This window comes from Rivularia sp. UHCC 0363, from assembly GCF_034931125.1.
Taxonomy (GTDB): Bacteria; Cyanobacteriota; Cyanobacteriia; order Cyanobacteriales; family Nostocaceae; genus Rivularia.
Genome location: NZ_JAYGHM010000057.1, coordinates 1 through 21,686, shown reverse-complemented (window position 1 = coordinate 21,686; position 21,686 = coordinate 1). Strand labels below are relative to the sequence as shown.

The following is a 21,686-nucleotide window of genomic DNA, read 5'->3' as shown; positions in this document are numbered from 1 at the left end:
AGAATCAATATGACAAAATCTCAAATAAAATCAAAACGTAAAGTATTACTTTATCGTGGTGAAGATGGTTATTTTGTTGTTGAAGTTCCGAGTTTACCTGGCTGTATTAGTCAAGGTAAAACTCGTGAAGAAGCTTTAACGAATATTGAAGAAGCAATATCGCTTTATATTGAAGTTTTACAAGATAGAGGTGAATTTGTTCCAGAGGATAAAATTGAAGTTGTAATAGTATGAGTAAGTTACTCTTTTAATCAATAATAAGGTTAGGACATCTACAATTAATTAAAAGATGCATAACCAAATCTTTCCTCAAATGGGTTGCGGAACTTGGGCATGGGGTAATAAGCTACTTTGGGGATACGATCGCAGCATGGATGATGATTTGCAGCAGGTATTTAACCTTTGTGTAAACAACGGTGTAACTTTATTTGATACTGGGGATTCCTACGGTACGGGAAAGTTAAATGGACAAAGTGAGAAGCTTTTAGGACGTTTTACTCAGGAATATGACGGTGTAAATAAAGACGATATCTGCATTGCAACTAAACTTGCTGCTTATCCTTGGAGATTAACTCGGGGTGCGATGGTGTCTGCTGGTAAAGCTTCTGCAAAACGTTTGGGTAGAAATATTGATTTAGTACAGATGCACTGGTCAACGGCTAACTATTTTCCTTGGCAAGAATGGGCTTTATTAGATGGGCTGGGAGATTTATACGAGCAAGGTTTGGTGAAGGGGGTGGGTTTATCGAATTATGGCTCTAAAAGATTGAGGAAGGTACATAAAAAGTTTGCAGAAAGAGGTATAGCGATCGCAACTTTACAGGTACAGTATTCATTATTATCAACTTATCCCGTTACTGAGTTGGGAGTTAAAGAAGTTTGCGATGAATTAGGAATCAAGTTAATTGCTTATAGTCCTTTATGTTTGGGAATTTTGACGGGCAAATATACAGATAAAAGTAATTATCCCAAGGGTATTAGAAATTTTCTATTTAAACAATTAATTCCTGGGACAAAATCGCTATTGGAATGCTTACGAGAAGTAGCGGAATTTAGGAATAAAACTATGTCCCAGGTTGCTATTAATTGGTGTATTTGTAAAGGTACAATTCCGATTCCTGGCGCTAAGAATGCGGAACAAGCACGGCAGAATATTGGGGCTTTGGGTTGGGAATTGGATGCTGGAGAGATTGCAGAATTGGATAAAGCCGCAGCAAATACGGATAAAAAGATGGTACAGAATATTTTTCAGACGAAGTGAATTGTTATGTATAAAAATCTGGCGCTTTGTCACCGTTGCTATACAGGCGAAGTCCCTCCGGGTTTGCTAGTTTGGGGGACGGAAACCGATACCCCCAACTAGACTCACCACCTGCGTGGACTAATTAAATTAATATTTTTGAAACCTGCGGAGGCAGGTTTTGCTTGTGTAGCCGCGATTTCCAATCGCCGGGTTTACTATTTTATAAGTTAGAATCAATCAAATTTATTGTCTAATACAGGTAACAATATGGGAATTTTTAGCGGAATGATGGGTAATGCATCGGAGATAAATCCTGATAAATTAGAAAGGGAACTTGCTTTAATGATGATTGAAGGAGAAAAAGTACATAAAGCCTTCAAATTAATCAGAGATTTGGTAGTTTTTACAAATAAAAGAATTATTTTAATTGATAAACAAGGAATGACGGGTAAGAAAACTGAGTATTTAACGATTCCTTATAAGTCGATTAAATATTTTAGTAAGGAAAGTGCTGGTACGATAGATTTAGATGCTGAAATTAAAGTTTGGATTTCCGGGGATGATTTACCGAGGGAATTTCAATTTAGTAGAGATAATGCGGTAGATGAGGTTTATCAGATTTTGAGTTACTATACTTTATAATTTAGCAATATTCGGATGGTGCGTTACGGCATTATTTAATCAATCACCTCAAGTAAGCTGATGTGCAGCTAAATTGGATAATGCGAAAATTTGAAAAGGTTGTAGTGCGGTAGCGCAGCGTGTCCGTAAGGACATGCATCTTGCTCGCTAGTACTATACAAATTAAATGCGTAGCAGCTTAGTATTTGCTCGTGCCGTAACACACCCTACAATAATCTATTCACAACTTGCCAGACTTTAATTAATTTACCTTGCTGTAGTGCAGCTACTGCCGATAAGGCTTGAATTTCTGTAACATCTGGTAACTTTGCTAAGGCTGGCTGTAGGGATTTTTCGGCTGCTGCACCTTGGAAGTCGTAAAGTTGTACGAACGCTAGGTAAGCCCAAGCGTAGGGGTTGTTTGGGTCTAATTGAGTTACTTTTTGCAAAGATGCGATCGCCATTTCGGTTTTTCGCTGCAATATGTTTGTCAGTGCGATGCTATAAGCGTAATTGAGGTTTTGTTCTTGCTGTAAGCGGTATTCTAATGTTTTGCGTATATGTACTAGATAATCTTGTTTTGGGTCGTATTGATTGATGCGTCCGATTTCATCAAAGACTTTATTTAATGCTTTGATTCCTTGGGGTAAATTTGCTGCTAAGGTACGTAATTGTGTAGGTAAATCTAATTCTGGTGCGGTGATTGGTGTTGCTTGAGAATCGATTTGTAAGGTTACTTTAGGAAGTTTGATCGCATAAGTTTCTCCGGTTAATTTATTCAGATAGGTTGCTTCTAAGGTGTAATTTCCATTCTGAATATCAGCGGGTGGTAACATTGCCATTCTTTCTGTAATCTGGTATTCACCAATAGGTTTAATACCATTAGGATCTAATTTTCCTAAAGCAATTCCGTGGTCGTGTATCCATTTTGAATTTTGGGAATTTTTCCAAGTTAATAACAGCAAACCATTCTTTAATTCTTCCCAATCACCCTTCCAAATATAAGTTACTGGAACCGGAATTCCCGGTGGTGCAATTTCCGGTACCTCAACTTTTTCTAAACTAATATTATTTCTCTTTGTCCCCCCATCTCCCTTTATCTCCACAACAACGGGCGGATTTTGTTGATGATAAAGTTTAAGAATACTGCGATCGGGTAAATTCCAAGATTTATTTAACTTGAAATTACCACTTTGTTCGACAATATTTGTAATTTTAGCTTGTGTCTCTGGTACAGAACCTTGATTTTCAGTTTTAGTTAAAAACCAAGATATTGAACGTGCATCTTTCTCTACAAAACTTTTTCGAGTTCCTACCTGTCGTCCGTATACTTGGAAATTTTTCAACGCTCCGTAATAGTTTAAATTATGCTGGTTAATTTCCGAGGTTGAAGGTAATACTCCTAATGTTGAATACAAATATGGTTCGGTTTTAATAATTTGATTAATTACTTGGGAATGAGGAAATTTCTGTCCGAGGTAAGGATGATGTTGCGCTCGTTCACTGAGAGCTTTTGTCAGCCAATTTCCCGGAATTCCACCGATTGGGAATAGATTAAGTAACATTAAAAATATGGACAAACCAAAAGTACCCCAACGAATTCTTTTACCGATAATTCCCTGAAAACGAGTTAAACCGTAGGCTAAAAATATCGATAAAACTGGTAAATACGGCAACACATAACGAGAATCTTTATTAGGGTTTAGACTCGAAAAGAAATAACCCCCAATTAAGAAGATTGCTAACCATTTCAAAGAATTGGGTGCGGAAATTATTAAATTACGTTTATCTAAAGTACTGTTAATTGCTTCTGCTTTACCCCAATAAAGAAATAATGCAAAGATGGGAATTAGTAATAAAGGTAAAGATACTTGAAAAGGTAATTGTTGCCAGTAAAAAGTCCAAGCTTTTAAGGTATTTAGAGGTGCTTCACCTTCAGCAATGGCAGAATCTATTGTAGCTCGTTTTCCGGAAGTTAAAATCAGTAACCAATTGGTACGATACCACCAACCAAATACTAATGTAGATAAGCAAAAAGCACCTATTAGTTGTAACAATCTTCCCCATAAACCTTGACGTATTGTTGCAATTACAACCCAAATTATTGGTATGATCAGAAAAAATAGCGCTGTTTGCTTTACCATTAACGCTAATCCGAAGGATAAACCGAAAGTTATCGCGTAGAGAAGAGGGGGTGAAGTATTTTGATTACTTTTATGTTTTCTAAAGGTTGCGTGTTTGTATCCAGCGAAAAACCATCTGGTGAGACAAAAAAAGCTTAAAGTAACGACTGCTGCAAGGGGATAATCTAAGAGAAATTCCAGACGATATATATATAATCCCGGCATTACTTGACACAGCGCTGCTGCCCACAATCCCACAGTATTATTAAATAATATTTTGCCTAAACCGTATACTGATAAGATTAAAACAGCGCTAAAAGCTAGCATTACTAACGTTGTTTCATCATAGCCCTTGCCGTAAACATTTTGAACAAGAGCCGTAAGGATGTAAGTAAAAGGCGGTATTTTTGAAGACAACAACCATAAACTTTGCCACCATTCCCCATTGAATAAATCAGGAGTTTGTAAAGCCTGTAAATAATTTAAACTACCAGTTAGATAATCCGCTTGGTCCCAAGACGGAACAGATTTATCCAAGAAAAACCAAACGCGATCGCAAATTGCACTGAGTAACCAGATTGTTGTAAGAATCAGCAAATTCATAGGAAATGGGCATTGGGCATTGGGCGTTGGGTATGGGAAGATAAGAGGAAGATAATTCTTAACTTCTCTAAGTTTTTTCTTCTCAATTCTCAATCTAAAAAAGCATCCCTTATTAAAATAAAACCATCCGTTATTAAAATCTTATAACTCCTAACTCCTAACTCCTAACTCCTAACTCCTAACTCCTAACTCTCTTCACCATTTTTACATGAGGAATTCCGGCTTCTTGAAAAACGTCTCCAACTTGTTCAAAGCCTAATTGCTGATGTAATCCTTTAATATATTCTTGAGCGTTGATTGTAACTTCGGATATATTTTCACTCGCTATTACTTCCAAAGCTTTTTGCATAATTTTCTTACCAATACCATTCCCTCTCGCATAAGATAAAACCGCTAATCTTTCAATTTTCGCCGTTTTATGATCTAAATATCGAATTCTCGCAGTACCAACTACAGCATTATCTAAATAAGCAATCAACTGCGGACAAAATTTATCTTTACCGTCAAAATCTAATTCTACCTCTACTTTCTGTTCGTCTTGAAAAACCCTTCTTCTAATAATCTCAATTACCGGATACTCTTCCCAATCAACAACTTTTATAGTTATTTCACTCATTAAATTATCTTCATACCTCTTTGTGTCTTATATCATGTTTAGTAGTAGCGCAATCGTTTCTTGTCTTTGCAAAAATTAGAAACCTATTAATTTATGAGGTACCCGCAGTGATGACTGCTATCACCATCAATTTTAACAACGTCGTGAACCTTACAGACGACCAATTTTATCAATTATGCCGGGATAATCCCGATATTAAATTAGAACGCAATCAATGGGGAGAATTAATTGTAATGTCACCAACGGGAGGAGAAACCGGAAGCTGTAATTCAGAAATAAATGCAGAATTTGTAATTTGGAACCGCAAAACTAAACTCGGTAAAGTATTTGATTCTTCTACCTGCTTTAAACTTCCCAACGGTTGCGATCGCTCTCCGGATGTATCTTGGATACAGTTAGAACGGTGGAATTCACTTAGCGAACAACAGCAAGAAAAGTTTCCTCCGATTGCTCCAGATTTTGTATTAGAGTTGATGTCACCATCCGATAGCTTGAGCGATATTCAAGAAAAAATGCAAGAGTATATGGCTGCGGGTGTAAAATTAGGCTGGCTGCTTAAACGAAATCGTCAGGTAGAAATTTATCGTCAAGAACAAGCTGTAGAAATATTAAACTCTCCTCCAAGTTTATTTGGAGAAGAGGTATTACCGGGATTTATTTTAGAGTTAGGAGTTATGAGTTAGGAGTGAGGAGTGAGGAGTGAGGAGTGAGGAGTTAAAAGTTAGGAATTCTATTTTCCCTATCCCTATTACCTATTACCAATCCCCCATTACCCATTCTTAACTCCTAACTCCTAACTCCTAACTTTTTATTCCGCTCCCTCAATCGGAGCAAAACCTTGACGCTGAATGTTTTCGGTTATGGTACGGGGTTCTAAAAATTGTAGGAGATAATCGGGACCTCCGGCTTTTGAACCGACTCCGGAAAGTTTGAATCCACCGAAGGGTTGACGGGATACGATCGCGCCGGTGATGGTACGATTTATATATAAGTTACCCACTTCAAATTCTTCTTGAGCTTGTTGGATATGGGAAGGTGTTCGAGAATAAAGTCCCCCGGTTAAAGCGTAGTTGGTACCGTTGGCAACTTTTAAGGCTTCCTGAAAATCTTTTACCTTAATTACTGCTACTACCGGACCAAAAATTTCCTGTTGAGCTATTATCCCATTTGCCGGTACGTTACCAAATATTACGGGGCCGATAAAATAACCGTTTTCGGGTGCAGACATTTCTAGTGCAACTTCGGCTTCTGCTTTACCTTTTTCGATATACTCGCGGATTCTAGATTGAGATTTCTCATCAATTACAGGCCCTACTTGAGTCTGTGGTAATTCGGTTTCTCCAATATTCAGGGATTTGGTGGCTTCTACAAACCTGTTAATAAAAGTATCGTAAACGGTTTCTACAACTATTACCCGCGAACAAGCAGAACATTTTTGTCCGCTGTAACCGAATGCTGACTGTACGGCACCGACAACCGCTTGGTCTAAATCTGCACTTTCGTCAACGATTATTCCATTCTTGCCTCCCATCTCGGCAATTACCCGCTTCATATGCTTTTGACCGGGTTTTAGAACTGCTGCATCTGCGTAAATTTTACAGCCAACTTCTTGAGAACCTGTAAAAGCGATGACGTGAGTTTCGATGTGGTCTACTAAATAAGAGCCGACAACCGAACCCTTACCGGGGACATATTGAAACACACCCTTTGGTATTCCCGCTTCGATCAAAACTTCCGTGATTTTCGCCGCAATTACCGCAGAAGTTTCCGCTGGTTTGAGCAAAGTGCAGTTACCAGTTACCAAAGCTGCGACAGTCATACCCGTTGCGATCGCAAATGGGAAGTTCCAAGGTGAAATTACTACCGCAATCCCCCGTGGTTGGTAAATATAACGATTATTTTCCCCAGCTACGTCATAATTGTAACCTTGGTCTAACCGTTCCATTTCCGCAGCGTAGTAGTGACAGAAATCTATCGCTTCACTCACCTCTGCATCCGCTTCCCGCACGGGTTTACCAACTTCTAAAACAATCCAAGCTGATAGTTCAGCGCGACGCTGTTCCATGATATCTCCGGCTTTACGGATGATGTCAGCGCGTTGTTTTGCGGAGGTTTTACGCCAAGTTTTAAAAGCTGTTTTCGCCGCTTGCATCGCGGTTTCAGCTTGTTCGACGTTAATTAAACCAACTTTCCCAACTACCTGAGAAAAATTAGAAGGGTTAACCGAATCAACTTTTTCCTCAGTTTCTACGTATTCCCCATTAATTAAAGGTAAATAAGTTTTCCCAAGCTGTGTTTTAACGCTTTCAAAAGCAGTTTGAGATTTGAGCCTTAATTCTTCCATCGCATAATCGCTGTCAGCAGATGGATGGAAAGAGGAGGGGGGGAGTGGGGGAGTGGGGGAAGAATTTTCGACTTTATCTTTAACAGTTGGGGGGGAAATTAATTCTTCAACGGGACGATTTTCCATATCCTGCCGAATAAACGAAGAATTGGCAGTATTCTCCAACAAACGGCGGATTAAATAGGACATTCCCGGTAATAACTCGCCGTAGGGACAATAAACGCGGACTCTGTAACCTTGCTCAACCAAAGCTCTAGCAATTTTATCCCCCATACCGTAAAGGACTTGCATTTCAAAATTGCGCTGAGGTACATTCAAACTTTGAGCAATGGCGATCGCTCTTGCTTGCGATCGTACATTATGACTTCCTATGGCAGCATATATATATTGATGATTTTCTAACAATAATTGAGTGATTTTCTCAAAGTTAATATCTGTCGCGGCTTTATCGTTGTAAACTGGTTGCTGCCAATGTTTTTGTTCTGCTGTAATGGTTTCTTGATCCCAATAAGCACCTTTTACTAACCGAATTGTAATGGGATTACCACGCTGTTTCGCCCATTCAATCAAATTTTTCGCGTCTTCTTGACTATCTCGCAAATAAGCTTGAATCGTCATCCCAATATCTGTACGCTGTTTAAACTCTTCTTCCATCAACAGCTTTTTCAAGATATTCAAGGTAAGATCTTTGTAAATATACTGCTCCATGTCGAAGTGGATAGCAACACCCAACTCAGCAGCACGACGCAACAAAGTCCGAATGTGAGAAGTTACCTTAGCTTCACTACCTTTATCGTCTAACGGATCAAACTGCGAATAAAAAGCCGTCAACTTTACCGAAACTTGAACCTTTGGTAACGCTTCCCCGTCAGCTTGATCGATTAACGCTACATTCTTCCAACTTTTGGAAGCTGTCGCTAATTCTGCCATCAAATCCGTATATCTTTGTAAATAAGACTCCGCTTCCACTTCCGTAATCACCGCTTCACCCAATAAATCCACGGTGAAAGCCATCTTCTCTTTACGCAGTCTTTCAATACTTTTTAAAGCTTGCTTGATACTTTCCCCAGCAATATATCGATGAGCTAAAGTTTCCACACTTTTAGAAACCGTTGTAGCAGCAACTTTCCCCGGTACAGAATCGGGATTTGCAAAGTTTAGCATCCCCTTCAACGCCGCAGGTAACTCTACCGACTCATCACCGAGATATTCTTGTAAATGCGCGGCAATTTCCGCATTACTCCTCAAAGCTGGGAGAGTATCGATAAACCGGAATAACTGTACCCGTAAACCAGGATTGCTCATCGCCCATGCTAATAACTTATCATCGGGACGCATCTGGTCGCGCAAAGCCGAGAATAAAGAACGATTTTCCCCGGTTGCGCTCAACAACTGCTTGGCAATTTCCTGAGTCTTCGCTTCGTAGATGTCCTTTTCAGTCTGTAATACCACCGATCGCACGCTCCGTGTAAGATGTCATTTAACAAAGTCCCCATATTCTATTTTGGCTTTTTAATTCTGCTACCACCACATCTAGGAAAAAAAAATTTAGGAATTTTACATCACCAAGTCAGTAAATATACAAAAATTTGCTTTTTTTATCATCTATGGAAACTGCAAATAATGTGTATTAATACTTTTACATTAAATAAGTCAATTAACGCTTTTATTCAAGTTTAGCTAAGATTAATCGTTCGCAATATTTTTCAATAATCATCAATATAATTGTCAGTAAATTACTATGTATAATTATTTTTTATATACAGTAGCTTTGTAATTATATGTTTAAGAATGAAGTGCAGTTTGCTTTCTTTAATTAAGTTGCTTACTTTAATATGGCAAAGCTGTTGATACAACTTTGGTCATCTATCATGAATAATATTACGGTTGAACGCTATCGAATAATTGAGTTACTTAGCGGTAGCTTGGGAACAAGAAGTTATCTAGGTGAAGATACCTGCGAATCTAGTGGTGAGCGATATGTAGTCAAGCAATTTCTACCACCGAGCAAAGACCCCAAGCTGTTAAAAATATCTTATAACGTATTAGAGACGGAAGTAGAACCCTTAGAAAATCTATCGAAACAAGACGATAGAATTCATACATTAATCAGTTTTTTTGAAGAGAATAAAAACTTTTATTTAGTTAGAAAATATATTACAGGTAATCCTTTAAATAAAGAAATACTTCCAGGACAAACCCTAAATTCTGAACAAGTAATTAATCTATTATTAGAAGTATTAGAAATTTTACTATTAATACATAGTCGTGGTATAATTCATCGCAATATTAAGCCAGCAAATATTATTCGTCGATCGGACGGAAAAATAGTTTTAACCGACTTTGGTGCGCCACAAGAAGCCGTTTCTAACGTCGTTGGTTCCTCGGAATATATGCCTATAGAACAAATATATACTAATCCCCAATTTAACAGCGATATTTACGCTTTGGGAATAATTGCCATCGAAGCGTTAACAGGTTTAGCAGCCAGTCAAATAACTGCACAAAAAAATCAGAAAAATGCCGCCGTAGAAAAAATAATTTGGCATCCTCGGCGCTATAAAATCAACCCAAATTTGGTCAAGATTATTGATAAAATGGTGCATTTAAATTACCAAAATCGCTATCAATCAGCGAAAGAAGTATTGAATGATTTAAAAGTAATTGGTCAAGCGCAGTTAAATCCAGTATCTCAACAATTAAAACAGCAATTATCCAAAAATCCTAAATTAACCCTCGGAATAGGTAGCCTTGTATTACTGAGTGGAATAGGTTTGTTTTTCTTCCTACCAAGAAACTTAAATTACGCTGCACAACTATACAAACAAGGAATCGGATATTACGAGAAAGCAGAATATAAATCGGCTATCCAAAAATTTTCTCAAGCAATTAGTATAAATCCAGAATATTCATCAGCTTATAACTCGCGGGGAGACGCTTATTATCGTTTAGGAGACTACGAAAAATCCCAGCAAGATTCCAGTGCTGCAATTAGGAACAATCCCAAAGATGCTAACGCTTATTATGATAGAGCATTTAGCCTTTATTTTACCGGAGAATTTAACGGTGCAATAATAGATTACAATCAAGCAATTAAACTCAATCCTGAATTCGCAAACGCTTATTATGGTAGAGGACTTGCTCGTTACGAAATCAAAGAAAACCGTAACGCGATCGCCGATTTAAATCAAGCGATCGCCATTAATCCCAAATTTGCGCCAGCTTACCTTCAAAGAGGAATAATTAACCGCGAAACAGCAGAGAAACTCGAAGCAATTAAGGATTTTGATAAAGCAATAAAAATTAATCCCAAATATGCAGAAGCCTATTACGAACGTGGCAAAACTTACGACACACTCAACCAAAAAAATGCCGCTAAAAAAGATTTTACCAAAGTAATTGAACTAGATTCTAAATACATTGAAGCTTATATTGCCCGTGCAGACGTTTACGACGATTTAGGATATCCCAAACAGGCTTATGAAGACTATGAAAAGGCTATAGAAATGAATACCGATAATGCTAAAGCTTACATTCACCGGGGTTTATATCGCTTCAAAATGAAAGACATAGCAGGAGCAATGGAAAATTACGATCAAGCAATTAAACTAGATTCCACTCAACCAACAGCATATAACAATCGCGGTAACGCTCATTTAGAATTAGGTAACTTAAAGCAAGCAATGGAAGATTATTCCAAAGCAATTGAACTCAATCCAGAATATGCTCAAGCTTATTACAATCGAGGTTTACTGCGTACAGATTTAGCAAAAGTACCCGAAGCGATCGAAGATTTTCAAGCAGCAGCAGATATTTTTCTAGAAACAGGTGAAAAGGATAATTATAATGATGCGCTATCAAGAATTAAGGAATTGACACCGTAAATTGGTAATGGGTAATTGGGAATTGGTAATTGGGAATTGGTAATTGGTAATTGGTAATTGGGAATTGGGAATGGGGAATGGGGGATGGGGAATGGGAATGGGAATGGGAATGGGAATGGGGAATGGGGAATGGGGAATTGGTAATGGGGGATGGGGGATGGGGGATGGGTAATGGGGAGTAAACTATTTGCTATTGCCTATTGATTTAAGGTACGCATTGAGTTTGGGTGATAGTTCGTCAATTATTGGTTTTAGTTTAGTTGCTTGTTCTTTGCTTATAAGCTTTCTTATATAAGCTAACCTTAAAAAACATATAGTTTCATATAAAGAACCTCTAGCTATTCTAATAAATCGGCGATTATCTTGGTAATTAAAGCGTCCTCTTCCTTCTGCGATATTCGCGCAGACACTATCAGCCGAACGAACTATTTGTTTACCCATTGTATCTTTTTCAAATTGATTCCATGCTTGAACAATATCCCAAATTTCATTAGCCAACTTCTCAGCTAACTGATAGACTTTTAACTCTTCAAAATCAGGTCTTGTCAAACTATTTTCTTACAATTGCAACAACATTTATATACTTCCCAAAATAAACTAAAAAATTACAATACCTCAAATAATTTCCATATACCACCCCCATTACCAATTCCCCATTCCCAATTACCAATTTCCCATTCCCCATTACCAATTCCCCATTACCAATTCCCCATTACCAATTCCCCATTACCAATTACCAATTACCAATTCCCCACTCTTAGCTGATAATATAAATAACGCTTCAAATATCTTTATATACACAATGGCAAGAGACTTACGGGGATTTATCAAAATTCTGGAAGAAAGGGGACAATTAAAGCGAATTACGGCTAAAGTTGACCCAGACATGGAAATTGCCGAAATTTCTAATCGGATGCTGCAACTCGGTGGTCCCGGTTTGATTTTTGAAAATGTCAAAGGTGCTGATTTTCCAGTAGCGGTGAACTTAATGGGAACCGTGGAAAGGATATGCTGGGCTATGAATATGGAACATCCCCAGGAGTTGGAAGGTTTGGGGAAAAAGTTGGCAATGTTGCAACAGCCAAAGCCACCGAAAAAGATTTCTCAAGCGATCGATTTTGGTAAGGTTTTGTTTGATGTTGTGAAAGCGAAACCGGGAAGAGATTTTTTCCCTGCTTGTCAACAAGTTGTGGTGCAAGGTGATAATTTAGATTTAAATAAGTTACCGCTAATTCGCCCTTATCCCGGTGATGCAGGCAAGATTATTACTTTAGGTTTGGTAATTACTAAAGATTGCGAAACCGGAACGCCAAACGTCGGCGTGTATCGCTTACAACTGCAATCTAACAATACCATGACCGTACACTGGCTCTCGGTGCGCGGTGGAGCCAGACATCTACGCAAAGCTGCTGAGAATGGCAAAAAACTAGAAGTAGCAATTGCGTTAGGTGTTGACCCGTTGATAATTATGGCGGCAGCAACACCAATTCCGGTAGACTTATCCGAATGGTTGTTTGCGGGTTTATACGGTGGTTCCGGGGTAAGTTTAGCTAAATGTAAAACAGTTGATTTAGAAGTCCCCGCAGATTCAGAATTTGTTTTAGAAGGAACAATTACCCCAGGGGAAGTACTGCCAGATGGGCCCTTTGGCGACCATATGGGCTACTACGGCGGCGTTGAAGATTCCCCATTAGTCCGCTTTCAATGCATGACCCACCGCAAAAACCCGGTGTATTTGACTACATTTAGCGGTCGTCCACCCAAAGAAGAAGCCATGATGGCGATCGCATTAAACCGCATATACACCCCGATTTTACGACAGCAGGTTTCCGAAATCGTCGATTTCTTCCTCCCAATGGAAGCCTTAAGTTATAAAGCGGCGATAATATCCATAGATAAAGCATATCCCGGACAAGCGCGAAGGGCAGCTTTGGCGTTTTGGAGCGCGTTACCACAGTTTACCTACACCAAATTTGTCATAGTCGTAGATAAAGATATAAATATTCGCGATCCGCGTCAAGTTGTATGGGCGATAAGTTCCAAAGTAGATCCAACGCGAGACGTATTTATTTTGCCAGATACCCCCTTTGATACCTTAGACTTTGCCAGCGAAAAAATAGGGTTGGGTGGAAGAATGGGAATTGACGCAACCACCAAAATGCCTCCAGAAACCGAACACGAATGGGGTGCGCCGTTGGAATCGGATGCAGAAGTAGCGGCAATGGTTGAGAGGAGATGGGCTGAATATGGTTTAGATAAATTGGAATTAGGGGAAGTTGACGTTAACTTATTTGGTTACGATATGAAATAGAACCAATTAATAATGTAGAGACGTAGCAGTGCTACGTCTTTCCAGGATTTTGGTAGCATAACAAACCTTACATCAAATAAAAATATTAAAAGAGCTTAAAAAAATGTCTTCTCCATTTCCCGGAATGAACCCATATTTAGAACATCCCGAACTATTTCCAGGATTACATCACTTGTTAATTAGCGAAATTGCGAGATTTTTATCCCCTCAACTACGCCCTAAATACCGGGTTGCAGTTGAAGTTAGAACATATGATATGGATGAAAACTCATTACAAGTTGGCATTCCTGATGTAACTATCAGAAGTCGGCAGACTGCAAATGATTCTACAACAACTAATGTAGCAGTAGCCGAACCAACTACCGAACCCGTGAGAGTTAGAGTTCCAATACCTTGGACAATTAAAGAAGGTTATTTAGAAGTTAGAGAAGTAGGTACAGAGGCGTTAATAACTACAATTGAGATTCTTTCACCTAGTAATAAACGTGCGGGAAAAGGAAGACAGAAGTATTTAAAAAAACGCGAACAGGTGTTAGAAACTCGCACCAATTTAGTAGAAATTGATTTGTTGCGAAAAGGCGAACCAATGCCTATAGTTGATAATAATATTCAAAGTCACTATCGGATTTTAGTTTATCGCGGTGAGACACGTCCTTTCGCCGATTTATATGCTTTTAATCTACAAAATGTAATTCCTTCTTTCCCTTTACCTTTACGTAGTGGTGATAGTGAACCCATTATTAATTTACAGGAATTATTGAATCAAGTATATGAGATATATGATTATGATTTGGTAGTCGATTACAGTCAAGAAGCAGTACCAGCTTTGAGTGAAGAAAATAAGGTTTGGGTGGATGGGGTTTTGAAAGAGAAGGGATTGAGATAAATACAAAGTAAGTAATATTCTATTTGCGATCGTATTCATATAAAGCGTTTGGGTAAACAACCTCAGCGCTTTTTTGGCTATACGTCCGTATAAATACAATTATTCTGAATCTTTTTTGACATTGTTATGCCCAGAGTTCTGAGCATAATGATGACCTTAAATAACGATAAATATATCGAGCCAATTCAAAAATACCTGCATTACCTAGACAGCGTGGGGCGAAGTCCAAATACGATTCACTTTAACAACCATCCTTGTTTTTCGACTATGGAACATAGTTTTTTTCCAGATATAGACTTCATAATGAAATTTCAACTATCTGAGTTTTACCAGCACTCGTAAAACTTTGATTGGCAACTTCTAGCCATCCAGTAATTGCATCTTCTATATTAGCCATCAACTCTTCCCAAGTATCGCCCTCAGTAATACAACCAGGCAATGCAGGAACTTCTGCCCAGTATCCGCCTTCTTCCGCTTCGTGAACAACTGCTTTGAATTTCATGCTTAATTATTTGTGTTATTTAAGAATTGTCTTAATTTTGTTATATCAGCAGTATGCGATCAATTTTAATAAAATCAATACCGTGTTTTAAGTGGGTGTGCAAAATTATTTGTGTCATTGCGAGCGACAGCGTTCACTGAAAGTGTTCCCGAAGGGTAGCAATCACAGGGGTTTGAGATTGATGAGTCCCAAGGGGACACGCTGCGCGTTCAGCTTGCTGACCCGTTAGGGATAAGTTGTTACGCATTTAATTTGTATAACACTAGCGAGCAAGATGCATGTCCTTACGGACACGCTGCGCTACCGCACTACAATATTTTCGCGTTTATGTCCTTACGGACACGCTTCGCTAACACATTATACAATTTAGCTGCACATCAGCTTAGTAACGGTAACGCCTCTCGTGAGCAATGACAATATACAATTAATTTTGCTTGAGTACTTATACTATTTCAACTACTTTTTGGCAAAAATGAATTTAAAAGTTTAGTTGTCCTCTTGTCCCTTTGTCTCTCGATCCGCCATTTATAGTACATTAAAACTATACAGGTAAGTGCATTTCTATGAGCAGAACTCTTTTTGACCAATTTGCCAAGCAGTTTTTTGAAGCTTTTTTAACTCCATTGGGTGAGGTAAAGACAAATTTTGAGATTCCCGGAGAACCGAAATTTATTGATATTTGGTTTTCTCCATCGAATCAACTAAACGTAGAAGCACAAAACTTAGGGATTCTGGATAAAATTGCGACTCTCCCATGTTTAATCGAACCCTTTCGCAATCAACCGAAATCCTCAGAAGTTCGTAGCTCTTTGTATAAGCTATTTCATGTTCAAAGTGATTTTGAACGCAAAGCTAAGCGGGAAGAAGAAACTGTTCCTGCTATAGGAACTTCCACAATTGTGGATTATTACTCATTCTGCATCCGATGACTTGCTTTCAAGGTTTGGTGCTTCTCCTCGCTCTGATTGGTTGCAGGGTATTTATTTTTTACCAATAGGTCTTAAAGCAGCCATCATTGCTATAAATAAGTTACCTAGAACACCAGAAACTCTGTGGTTGAGAATATTTGGTAAAGGAGTGATTCAAAAACAAGCAATTATGATTCCCCTTGGAAGGAAGCTTTAGAAGAATATTTTGAAGCATTTTTAGCCTTCTTCTTTCCCACAGCACACCGGGAAATTGATTGGGGGCGCGGTTATGAATTTTTAGAACAAGAATTACTGCAAATAGTTGGAGAAGCCGAAATCGGAAAGCGCTTTGTAGATAAACTCGTCAAAGTTTGGAAACAAAACGGTGAAGAAACTTGGGTTTTAATTCACATTGAGATACAGAGTCAGGTAGACAAGGAATTTGCCAAGCGGATGTATACCTATAATTACCGTATCTTTGACCGCTATGGTAAGCAAGTTGCCAGCTTTGCGGTATTAGGAGATACCCAAGAATCATGGCGACCAAAAGAATACAGCTATGAACTTTGGGGAAGTCGCGCTTCTCTGCAATTCCCAGTTATCAAGTTATTAGACTACGAAGCAAATTGGAATCAGTTAGAAGCAAGCGAGAATCCATTTGCTGTAATTGTAATGGCGCATTTACGCACCCAAGCCAGTAGCCAAAACCCAGAAGCTAGGCTGCAATGGAAACTAGGTTTAATAAGGAGGCTTTATCAAAAAGGATATACTAGAGACAAAATAATCAAGTTAATTCAACTGCTTGATTGGATGATGACTTTACCCAAAGAATTGGAAATCGCCTGCAATAAAGAAATTCGTCAATACGAGGAACAGCCAATGCCATATATTACCACTTTTGAACGCTTTGGAATGCTAGAAAATCAACGGGAAAATATCATCGAAGTTCTGGAAGTAAGGTTTGGTGAAGTTCCTGCCGATTTAATCGCTCAAATTAATGAGTTAGGTGATATTGAGGATATGTCTGGGCTAAAACAATTACACAAGCAAGCTGTGACTATTAATTCTCTTGAAGAATTTGGACAAATTTTACCAAAATCATCGTCTTTTTTAAAGCAGCAACCATAAAAATGGCGATCGCCTTGTCCCCCCATCTCCCCATCTCCCCATCTCCCCATCCCCCCATCGCCAATTTGGTAAGCAGTCTAATTTAATACTTTACCTGGCGACTAGAAGTCGCGGCTACACAAACAAAACCCACCTGCGCGGGTTCTAAATTAATTAGTCCACGCAGGTGGACTTTGCCTGTGTAGTAGCGGTTTAAACCGCCGGATACTGACAACTAATATTTTTCCCTGAAGTATAAACTACAAGACATTTTTATTTTTATCAGTCTGTTAATATCTCTTTGGCAAGGAGAGATTTGCCTAGGTTCTTCTACTCCTAAGTAATCCCAAACCTTTGCCAATTCTATTTTATAGCTTATCTGCTTAAAGGCTATTTATAAATTCGGCAAAATCTTAATTTGTCGTGCTGTAGCTGGCTTCTCCGTAGAAGTATTTAGCTATGGCGTAGTTAATTATTTTTTGATTAGGGATGATTAATTTTGACGGGTTTTTATCTCAGCCCGATGAGGAATGGAATTCCCCGTCTGATAGCAAAAGTCCTCTTAAGAGGACTCCCCATCCCCACATCTCCCCATCCCCCCATCCCCCCATCCCCACATCTCCCCATCTCCCCATCCCCACATCTCCCCATCCCCCCATCTCCCCATCCCACAAATTTAACTATGCTGTTCGAGCCGCTCGGCAATCCAGACTTTGATAATTGATTGTCGAGTTACACCGATTCGTGCAGCTTCTCTATCGAGTGCTTCTATTATCCATGTAGGAAAATCAACGTTTACCCTTCGTTGCTCATAACCCGGACGACGAATTGTATTCATATCTAAATAAGCGGTTATATCTTCATCCCCTGAATCGAATTTTTGATCGAAATCTTCAGCCTTCATATAATTTCCTCTCTTCGTCTCTTGCTCGTCGTATTGATATGATTCGCACCCGCTCTTCTCTATAGGTAATGACAGCAGCCCAATATTTTTGGTTGATCTGACCAATTACAAGCAACCTTGGCTCTTGAACGGTACGAGCAGCTATTTCAACCCGTTCTGCATCGAGCCATAGTTGCGCTTCCATGAAATCAATGCCGTGTTTTACTTTATTAGAAGCGCTTTTTTGCTCATCGAACTCGAATTCCATAGAAGTAAAGCATTAAGCATTCAGTTTTTGATATAAAAAAGGTATATTTAATATACTATTTTAACTATTTTTTGGCAACAATGAATTTAAAAGTTTAGTAGTTAGCTGGTTCAAGCTACTATATTTCACGTCGGATTCTACCATCCGGCTTTTTTGCGCGATATGTTCCAACAAACATGGCGATCGCTTTCTCTCTTTTGTCTCAAAAGTCCTCTTGTCTCCCCATTTCCATGCCCAATTCCCAATAAAATAGTAATATTAATCTAGTAAAACTGGTGAATAGAGGAAACATGACTTCTCAAACAGTTAATACAACAGAAGCATTAGTTACCAAACTGCAAAACTTACCACTAGAGCAACAACAGCAGGTAGCAGATTTCATTGAGTTCTTAGAACAGAAATACATTCAACAGTTATCTAATCAAGAAAAACCAAAACGCCGTATATTTGGTTTGCATGAAGGTAAAGGCTGGATAAGCGAAGATTTTAATGATCCTTTACCTGATGAATTTTGGATAGGTGAAGAATGAATGTTTTGTTAGACACTCATGTATTAATTTGGTGATCAATCAGCCCTGGCAAGTTATCAGAAACGGTATATCAATTACTGGATAACCAAAGTAATAATTTATTTCTCAGTCTTCCTAGTATCTGGGAAATGCAAATTAAATTGCAAATTGTTAAATTAACCCTAAATGTACCTTTACCTGAATTAATAGAAGACCAATGTCAAACTAATGGATTGCAACTGTTATCTATTGAAACTTCTCAAATTTATGCTTTAAATAATTTACCACTACATCATAAAGACCCTTTTGATAGACTTTTAATTGCAAAGAGCGATTGTAGAGCAAATACCAATTGTCAGTATCGATGAAGTATTTGATAATTATCCTATTCAGAGGTTGTGGTAGTTCTTAAAAATCAAAGGTATTAGGGAAGCGATCGCCTTTATCCCCTTGTCTGCCGATTACCTTTTATAGTACATTTTGACTATACAGGTAAGTGCATTTCTATGAGCAGAACTCTTTTTGACCAATTTGCCAAGCAGTTTTTTGAAGCTTTTTTGAGTCCTTTGGGTGAGGTAAAGACTAATTTTGAAGTTCCCGGAGAACCGCGTTTTATAGATATTTGGTTTTCTCCATCGAATCAACCGAGTGTAAATACGGAAGAGTTGGGGGTTTTGGCATCAATTGCGACTCTCCCATGTTTGTTTGAACCCTTTCGCAATCAGCCGAACTCCTCGGAAGTTCGTAGTTGTCTATATAAATTGTTTCATGTAATCGCTGACTTTCAACGTCAAGCCAAGCGTGAAGAGGAAACTGTTTCAGAAGACGAACTTCCCAGATTGTGGATTATTACTCCTTCCGCATCCGATGATTTGCTTGCAAAAGCTTGTGCTGTTCAAAGTGAAGACTGGTTAACGGGTATTTATTTTTTACCAAAAGTTTTAAGAACAGCAATTATAGCTGTAAATCAGTTACCTCGGACACCAGAAACTCTATGGTTGAGAATATTTGGTAAAGGAGTGATTCAAAAACAAGCAATTAATGAAGTGATTGGGTTTGATGTAGATGACCCAAGGCGTTCCACAATTTTAAAACTATTGGCAACTTGGAAGATTAGTATAGAAGCAAGTAACTTAGTTGAGCAAGAAGATCGGGAGTTAATAATGACATTATCACAAGCTTATTTGGAATGGGAACAAGAAACTCAGCGTCGAGGAATTGAGCAAGGACAGCGGCAAGTTGTGGAAAATTTACTCAAAGCGCGGTTTGGGGAGTTGGATCAGCAGTTGGTGGAGATTATTGAACCGATATTGCAGTTACCTCCTCAAGAATATGCTGCTTTGTTGTTGCAGCTGTCTTCTTTGCAACGTCAGGAGTTGTTGAGACGGTTTAGTTAAGTTGGTAGTTATAGTGGTTCTAGGTTGAGCGCAGTACAGTTTCAACCCAGAACCAAAACTTTTGCCGATGCGATCGCGCTTGTCCCCTTGTCTGCTGATTACCTTTTGACTATACAGGTAAGTGCATTTCCATGAGCAGAAAGACTTTTGACCAATTTGCTAAACAGTTTTTTGTAGATGCACGGAGTGCGTCTTCTCCCTTGGAGCAGCTTTTTTAAGTCCTTTGGGTGAGGTAAAAACTAATTTTGAAGTTCCCGGAAAACCGCGTTTTATTGACCTAAATGGTTTTCTCCATCGAATCAACCGGGTATAAATACGGAAACATTAGTGATTTTGGCATCAATTGCGACTCTCCTATGTTTAATCGAACCCTTTCGCAATGAGCCGAAATCCTCAGTTAAGATTTGAGATCCCCTTTAGTCCCCCGATAAATTGGGGGAAAATAAGTCATTTTTTAGTCCCCTGATAAATTGGGGGAAAAATAAGGCATTTTTTAGCCCCCCTTTTTCAAGGGGGGTTGGGGGGATCGACTCTTAACCGAGCAGTATTGGAAAATAATTGTGTAATACCATAAACCGACTAACTTTACCTTTATAAAATAGTAATATTAATCGTAGAGCGTAACTTGGAGGGAAATATGACTTCTCAAACACTGGATATAACTAAGTCTTTGGTTGCCAAATTGCAATCCTTAGCACCAGAGCAACAACAGACGCTGCTAGATTTTGCAGAATTTTTGGTACAAAGACATTCTCAACCCCAAGCAACTCCAAGCCAAGCAGTACAACAACGGGTACCAGACTTGAACCGAGGGGAAATTTGGATGAGTGAAGACTTTAATGAACCTTTACCAGATGAATTTTGGATGGGTGAACAATGAAACTATTATTGGATTCACACGTTCTTATTTGGTGGTCAAGCAGTTCGGAAAAGCTCTCTAAAAAGGTTTATGACCTAATTAACGATACAAATAACACGTTGTTGTTTAGTATTGCTAGTGTTTGGGAAATGCAAATCAAATTTCAATTGGGTAAGCTCAACTTGAATTCAACACTCCCTACTTTGATTCAAAATCAACAGCGTGTTAATAATCTACAACTTTTACCTATTGAATTAGGTCATATTTACGCTTTAAATAATTTACCACTACATCATAAAGACCCTTTTGATAGACTTTTAATTGCTCAAACGATTGTAGAGCAAATACCAATTGTCAGTATCGATGAAGTATTTGATAATTATCCCATTCAGAGGTTGTGGTAGTTCTTAAAAATCAAAGGTGTTAGGGAAGCGATCGCGCTTATCCCCTTGTCTGCCGATTACCTTTTATAGTACATTTCGACTATACAGGTAAGTGGATTTCCATGAGCAGAACTCTTTTTGACCAATTCGCTAAGCAGTTTTTTGAAACTTTTTTGAGTCCTTTGGGTGAGGTAAAGACTAATTTTGAAGTTCCCGGAGAACCGAAATTTATTGATATC

24 protein-coding genes are annotated in these 21,686 nt (G+C 38.5%); 16 read left to right on the top strand and 8 right to left on the bottom strand.

Annotation, left to right across the window (positions count from 1 at the left end; genetic code table 11):
• The first annotated feature begins 9 nt into the window (after positions 1–9).
• The 3 genes from VB797_RS25890 to VB797_RS25880 all read left to right on the top strand — a co-directional run bounded on the left by VB797_RS25890 (position 10) and on the right by VB797_RS25880 (position 1,885).
• The gene (locus VB797_RS25890; protein WP_323240633.1) at positions 10–234 is read left to right on the top strand and encodes a type II toxin-antitoxin system HicB family antitoxin; all 225 of its coding nucleotides are present in this window, start codon (positions 10–12) and stop codon (positions 232–234) included.
• A gap of 55 nt (positions 235–289) precedes the next feature.
• Positions 290–1,261 (top strand): aldo/keto reductase, encoded by a 972-nt coding sequence (locus VB797_RS25885; RefSeq protein WP_323240632.1) that lies wholly within the window; start codon positions 290–292, stop codon positions 1,259–1,261.
• A gap of 249 nt (positions 1,262–1,510) precedes the next feature.
• Positions 1,511–1,885, top strand: coding sequence for a PH domain-containing protein (locus VB797_RS25880; protein WP_323240631.1), 375 nt, complete (start codon positions 1,511–1,513; stop codon positions 1,883–1,885).
• A gap of 206 nt (positions 1,886–2,091) precedes the next feature.
• Here VB797_RS25880 and VB797_RS25875 read toward each other — a convergent pair whose 3' ends face one another.
• Together VB797_RS25875 and VB797_RS25870 are read right to left on the bottom strand one after the other, a co-directional pair.
• The gene (locus VB797_RS25875; protein WP_323240630.1) at positions 2,092–4,590 is read right to left on the bottom strand and encodes a phospholipid carrier-dependent glycosyltransferase; all 2,499 of its coding nucleotides are present in this window, start codon (positions 4,588–4,590) and stop codon (positions 2,092–2,094) included.
• A gap of 178 nt (positions 4,591–4,768) precedes the next feature.
• Entirely contained in the window at positions 4,769–5,206 is a 438-nt protein-coding gene (locus tag VB797_RS25870; protein ID WP_323240629.1) for a GNAT family N-acetyltransferase, read from the bottom strand.
• A 110-nt stretch (positions 5,207–5,316) separates the two neighbouring features.
• Between VB797_RS25870 and VB797_RS25865 the strand changes: the two genes are divergently transcribed.
• Positions 5,317–5,889 (top strand): Uma2 family endonuclease, encoded by a 573-nt coding sequence (locus VB797_RS25865; protein ID WP_323240628.1) that lies wholly within the window; start codon positions 5,317–5,319, stop codon positions 5,887–5,889.
• Positions 5,890–6,014: 125 nt separating this feature from the next.
• Here the strand turns inward: VB797_RS25865 and pruA are convergent, their stop codons facing one another.
• A complete protein-coding gene (gene pruA, locus VB797_RS25860; RefSeq protein WP_323240627.1) occupies positions 6,015–9,002 on the bottom strand; it encodes an L-glutamate gamma-semialdehyde dehydrogenase in 2,988 nt (995 codons plus the stop codon).
• 419 nt (positions 9,003–9,421) lie between these two features.
• Between pruA and VB797_RS25855 the strand changes: the two genes are divergently transcribed.
• Both VB797_RS25855 and VB797_RS25850 read left to right on the top strand, forming a co-directional pair.
• Positions 9,422–11,434 (top strand): tetratricopeptide repeat protein, encoded by a 2,013-nt coding sequence (locus VB797_RS25855; protein WP_323240626.1) that lies wholly within the window; start codon positions 9,422–9,424, stop codon positions 11,432–11,434.
• Between the two features lie 43 nt (positions 11,435–11,477).
• Positions 11,478–11,606, top strand: coding sequence for a hypothetical protein (locus VB797_RS25850; RefSeq protein WP_323240625.1), 129 nt, complete (start codon positions 11,478–11,480; stop codon positions 11,604–11,606).
• A gap of 11 nt (positions 11,607–11,617) precedes the next feature.
• Here the strand turns inward: VB797_RS25850 and VB797_RS25845 are convergent, their stop codons facing one another.
• Positions 11,618–11,983: a four helix bundle protein gene (locus tag VB797_RS25845; RefSeq protein WP_323240624.1), complete on the bottom strand. Its 366-nt coding sequence runs from the start codon at positions 11,981–11,983 to the stop codon at positions 11,618–11,620.
• A gap of 253 nt (positions 11,984–12,236) precedes the next feature.
• Between VB797_RS25845 and VB797_RS25840 the strand changes: the two genes are divergently transcribed.
• The gene (locus VB797_RS25840) at positions 12,237–13,745 is read left to right on the top strand and encodes a UbiD family decarboxylase (protein WP_323240623.1); all 1,509 of its coding nucleotides are present in this window, start codon (positions 12,237–12,239) and stop codon (positions 13,743–13,745) included.
• Positions 13,746–13,848: 103 nt separating this feature from the next.
• On the top strand, positions 13,849–14,631 hold the full coding sequence (locus tag VB797_RS25835) for a DUF4058 family protein (RefSeq protein WP_323240622.1): 783 nt from the start codon (positions 13,849–13,851) through the stop codon (positions 14,629–14,631).
• A gap of 298 nt (positions 14,632–14,929) precedes the next feature.
• Here VB797_RS25835 and VB797_RS25830 read toward each other — a convergent pair whose 3' ends face one another.
• Positions 14,930–15,133, bottom strand: a complete 204-nt coding sequence (locus VB797_RS25830) for a type II toxin-antitoxin system HicB family antitoxin (RefSeq protein ID WP_323240621.1) — start codon at positions 15,131–15,133, stop codon at positions 14,930–14,932.
• A 563-nt stretch (positions 15,134–15,696) separates the two neighbouring features.
• Here VB797_RS25830 and VB797_RS25825 point away from each other — a divergent pair.
• From VB797_RS25825 to VB797_RS25815, 3 genes are read left to right on the top strand one after another with little or no spacing between them, the layout of a single operon-like run.
• A complete protein-coding gene (locus tag VB797_RS25825; RefSeq protein WP_323240620.1) occupies positions 15,697–16,062 on the top strand; it encodes a hypothetical protein in 366 nt (121 codons plus the stop codon).
• Complete coding sequence (locus tag VB797_RS25820) at positions 16,031–16,258, top strand: hypothetical protein (protein ID WP_323240619.1); 228 nt, start codon at positions 16,031–16,033, stop codon at positions 16,256–16,258. Before VB797_RS25825 ends, VB797_RS25820 begins: the two co-directional genes overlap by 32 nt.
• Positions 16,259–16,311: 53 nt before the next feature.
• On the top strand, positions 16,312–17,169 hold the full coding sequence (locus VB797_RS25815; RefSeq protein WP_416350934.1) for an Rpn family recombination-promoting nuclease/putative transposase: 858 nt from the start codon (positions 16,312–16,314) through the stop codon (positions 17,167–17,169).
• Positions 17,170–17,663: 494 nt separating this feature from the next.
• Here the strand turns inward: VB797_RS25815 and VB797_RS25810 are convergent, their stop codons facing one another.
• From VB797_RS25810 to VB797_RS25800, 3 genes are read right to left on the bottom strand one after another with little or no spacing between them, the layout of a single operon-like run.
• A complete protein-coding gene (locus VB797_RS25810; protein ID WP_323240617.1) occupies positions 17,664–17,807 on the bottom strand; it encodes a hypothetical protein in 144 nt (47 codons plus the stop codon).
• A gap of 17 nt (positions 17,808–17,824) precedes the next feature.
• On the bottom strand, positions 17,825–18,052 hold the full coding sequence (gene brnA, locus VB797_RS25805) for a type II toxin-antitoxin system BrnA family antitoxin (RefSeq protein ID WP_323240616.1): 228 nt from the start codon (positions 18,050–18,052) through the stop codon (positions 17,825–17,827).
• Positions 18,042–18,299 carry a BrnT family toxin gene (locus VB797_RS25800; RefSeq protein ID WP_323240615.1) on the bottom strand — a complete coding sequence of 86 codons (258 nt, stop codon included), beginning with the start codon at positions 18,297–18,299 and terminating at the stop codon, positions 18,042–18,044. The genes brnA and VB797_RS25800 overlap by 11 nt, the downstream gene beginning before the upstream one ends.
• 290 nt (positions 18,300–18,589) lie before the next feature.
• Here VB797_RS25800 and VB797_RS25795 point away from each other — a divergent pair, with 290 nt between their 5' ends.
• The 5 genes from VB797_RS25795 to VB797_RS25775 all read left to right on the top strand — a co-directional run bounded on the left by VB797_RS25795 (position 18,590) and on the right by VB797_RS25775 (position 21,468).
• Positions 18,590–18,829: a DUF2281 domain-containing protein gene (locus VB797_RS25795; RefSeq protein WP_323240614.1), complete on the top strand. Its 240-nt coding sequence runs from the start codon at positions 18,590–18,592 to the stop codon at positions 18,827–18,829.
• 128 nt (positions 18,830–18,957) lie between these two features.
• Positions 18,958–19,176, top strand: coding sequence for a hypothetical protein (locus tag VB797_RS25790; protein ID WP_323240613.1), 219 nt, complete (start codon positions 18,958–18,960; stop codon positions 19,174–19,176).
• A gap of 138 nt (positions 19,177–19,314) precedes the next feature.
• Positions 19,315–20,205 carry a flagellar assembly protein H gene (locus VB797_RS25785; RefSeq protein ID WP_323240612.1) on the top strand — a complete coding sequence of 297 codons (891 nt, stop codon included), beginning with the start codon at positions 19,315–19,317 and terminating at the stop codon, positions 20,203–20,205.
• A 637-nt stretch (positions 20,206–20,842) separates the two neighbouring features.
• Complete coding sequence (locus VB797_RS25780; protein ID WP_323240611.1) at positions 20,843–21,085, top strand: DUF2281 domain-containing protein; 243 nt, start codon at positions 20,843–20,845, stop codon at positions 21,083–21,085.
• Complete coding sequence (locus VB797_RS25775) at positions 21,082–21,468, top strand: type II toxin-antitoxin system VapC family toxin (protein WP_323240610.1); 387 nt, start codon at positions 21,082–21,084, stop codon at positions 21,466–21,468. The genes VB797_RS25780 and VB797_RS25775 overlap by 4 nt, the downstream gene beginning before the upstream one ends.
• Positions 21,469–21,686: the final 218 nt, after the last annotated feature.

Excerpts from the sequence above, each read along its gene's own strand:
- VB797_RS25810 (WP_323240617.1), bottom strand. The coding sequence starts at position 17,807 with ATGGGGGGATGGGGAGATGTGGGGATGGGGAGATGGGGAGATGTGGGG.
- VB797_RS25780 (WP_323240611.1), top strand. The coding sequence starts at position 20,843 with ATGACTTCTCAAACACTGGATATAACTAAGTCTTTGGTTGCCAAATTG.
- brnA (WP_323240616.1), bottom strand. The coding sequence starts at position 18,052 with ATGAAGGCTGAAGATTTCGATCAAAAATTCGATTCAGGGGATGAAGAT.
- VB797_RS25870 (WP_323240629.1), bottom strand. The coding sequence starts at position 5,206 with ATGAGTGAAATAACTATAAAAGTTGTTGATTGGGAAGAGTATCCGGTA.
- VB797_RS25835 (WP_323240622.1), top strand. The coding sequence starts at position 13,849 with ATGTCTTCTCCATTTCCCGGAATGAACCCATATTTAGAACATCCCGAA.
- VB797_RS25800 (WP_323240615.1), bottom strand. The coding sequence starts at position 18,299 with ATGGAATTCGAGTTCGATGAGCAAAAAAGCGCTTCTAATAAAGTAAAA.
- VB797_RS25790 (WP_323240613.1), top strand. The coding sequence starts at position 18,958 with ATGCAAATTAAATTGCAAATTGTTAAATTAACCCTAAATGTACCTTTA.
- VB797_RS25865 (WP_323240628.1), top strand. The coding sequence starts at position 5,317 with ATGACTGCTATCACCATCAATTTTAACAACGTCGTGAACCTTACAGAC.
- VB797_RS25840 (WP_323240623.1), top strand. The coding sequence starts at position 12,237 with ATGGCAAGAGACTTACGGGGATTTATCAAAATTCTGGAAGAAAGGGGA.
- VB797_RS25795 (WP_323240614.1), top strand. The coding sequence starts at position 18,590 with ATGACTTCTCAAACAGTTAATACAACAGAAGCATTAGTTACCAAACTG.
- VB797_RS25830 (WP_323240621.1), bottom strand. The coding sequence starts at position 15,133 with ATGAAATTCAAAGCAGTTGTTCACGAAGCGGAAGAAGGCGGATACTGG.
- VB797_RS25885 (WP_323240632.1), top strand. The coding sequence starts at position 290 with ATGCATAACCAAATCTTTCCTCAAATGGGTTGCGGAACTTGGGCATGG.
- VB797_RS25880 (WP_323240631.1), top strand. The coding sequence starts at position 1,511 with ATGGGAATTTTTAGCGGAATGATGGGTAATGCATCGGAGATAAATCCT.
- VB797_RS25785 (WP_323240612.1), top strand. The coding sequence starts at position 19,315 with ATGAGCAGAACTCTTTTTGACCAATTTGCCAAGCAGTTTTTTGAAGCT.
- VB797_RS25855 (WP_323240626.1), top strand. The coding sequence starts at position 9,422 with ATGAATAATATTACGGTTGAACGCTATCGAATAATTGAGTTACTTAGC.
- VB797_RS25890 (WP_323240633.1), top strand. The coding sequence starts at position 10 with ATGACAAAATCTCAAATAAAATCAAAACGTAAAGTATTACTTTATCGT.
- VB797_RS25875 (WP_323240630.1), bottom strand. The coding sequence starts at position 4,590 with ATGAATTTGCTGATTCTTACAACAATCTGGTTACTCAGTGCAATTTGC.
- VB797_RS25825 (WP_323240620.1), top strand. The coding sequence starts at position 15,697 with ATGAGCAGAACTCTTTTTGACCAATTTGCCAAGCAGTTTTTTGAAGCT.
- VB797_RS25775 (WP_323240610.1), top strand. The coding sequence starts at position 21,082 with ATGAAACTATTATTGGATTCACACGTTCTTATTTGGTGGTCAAGCAGT.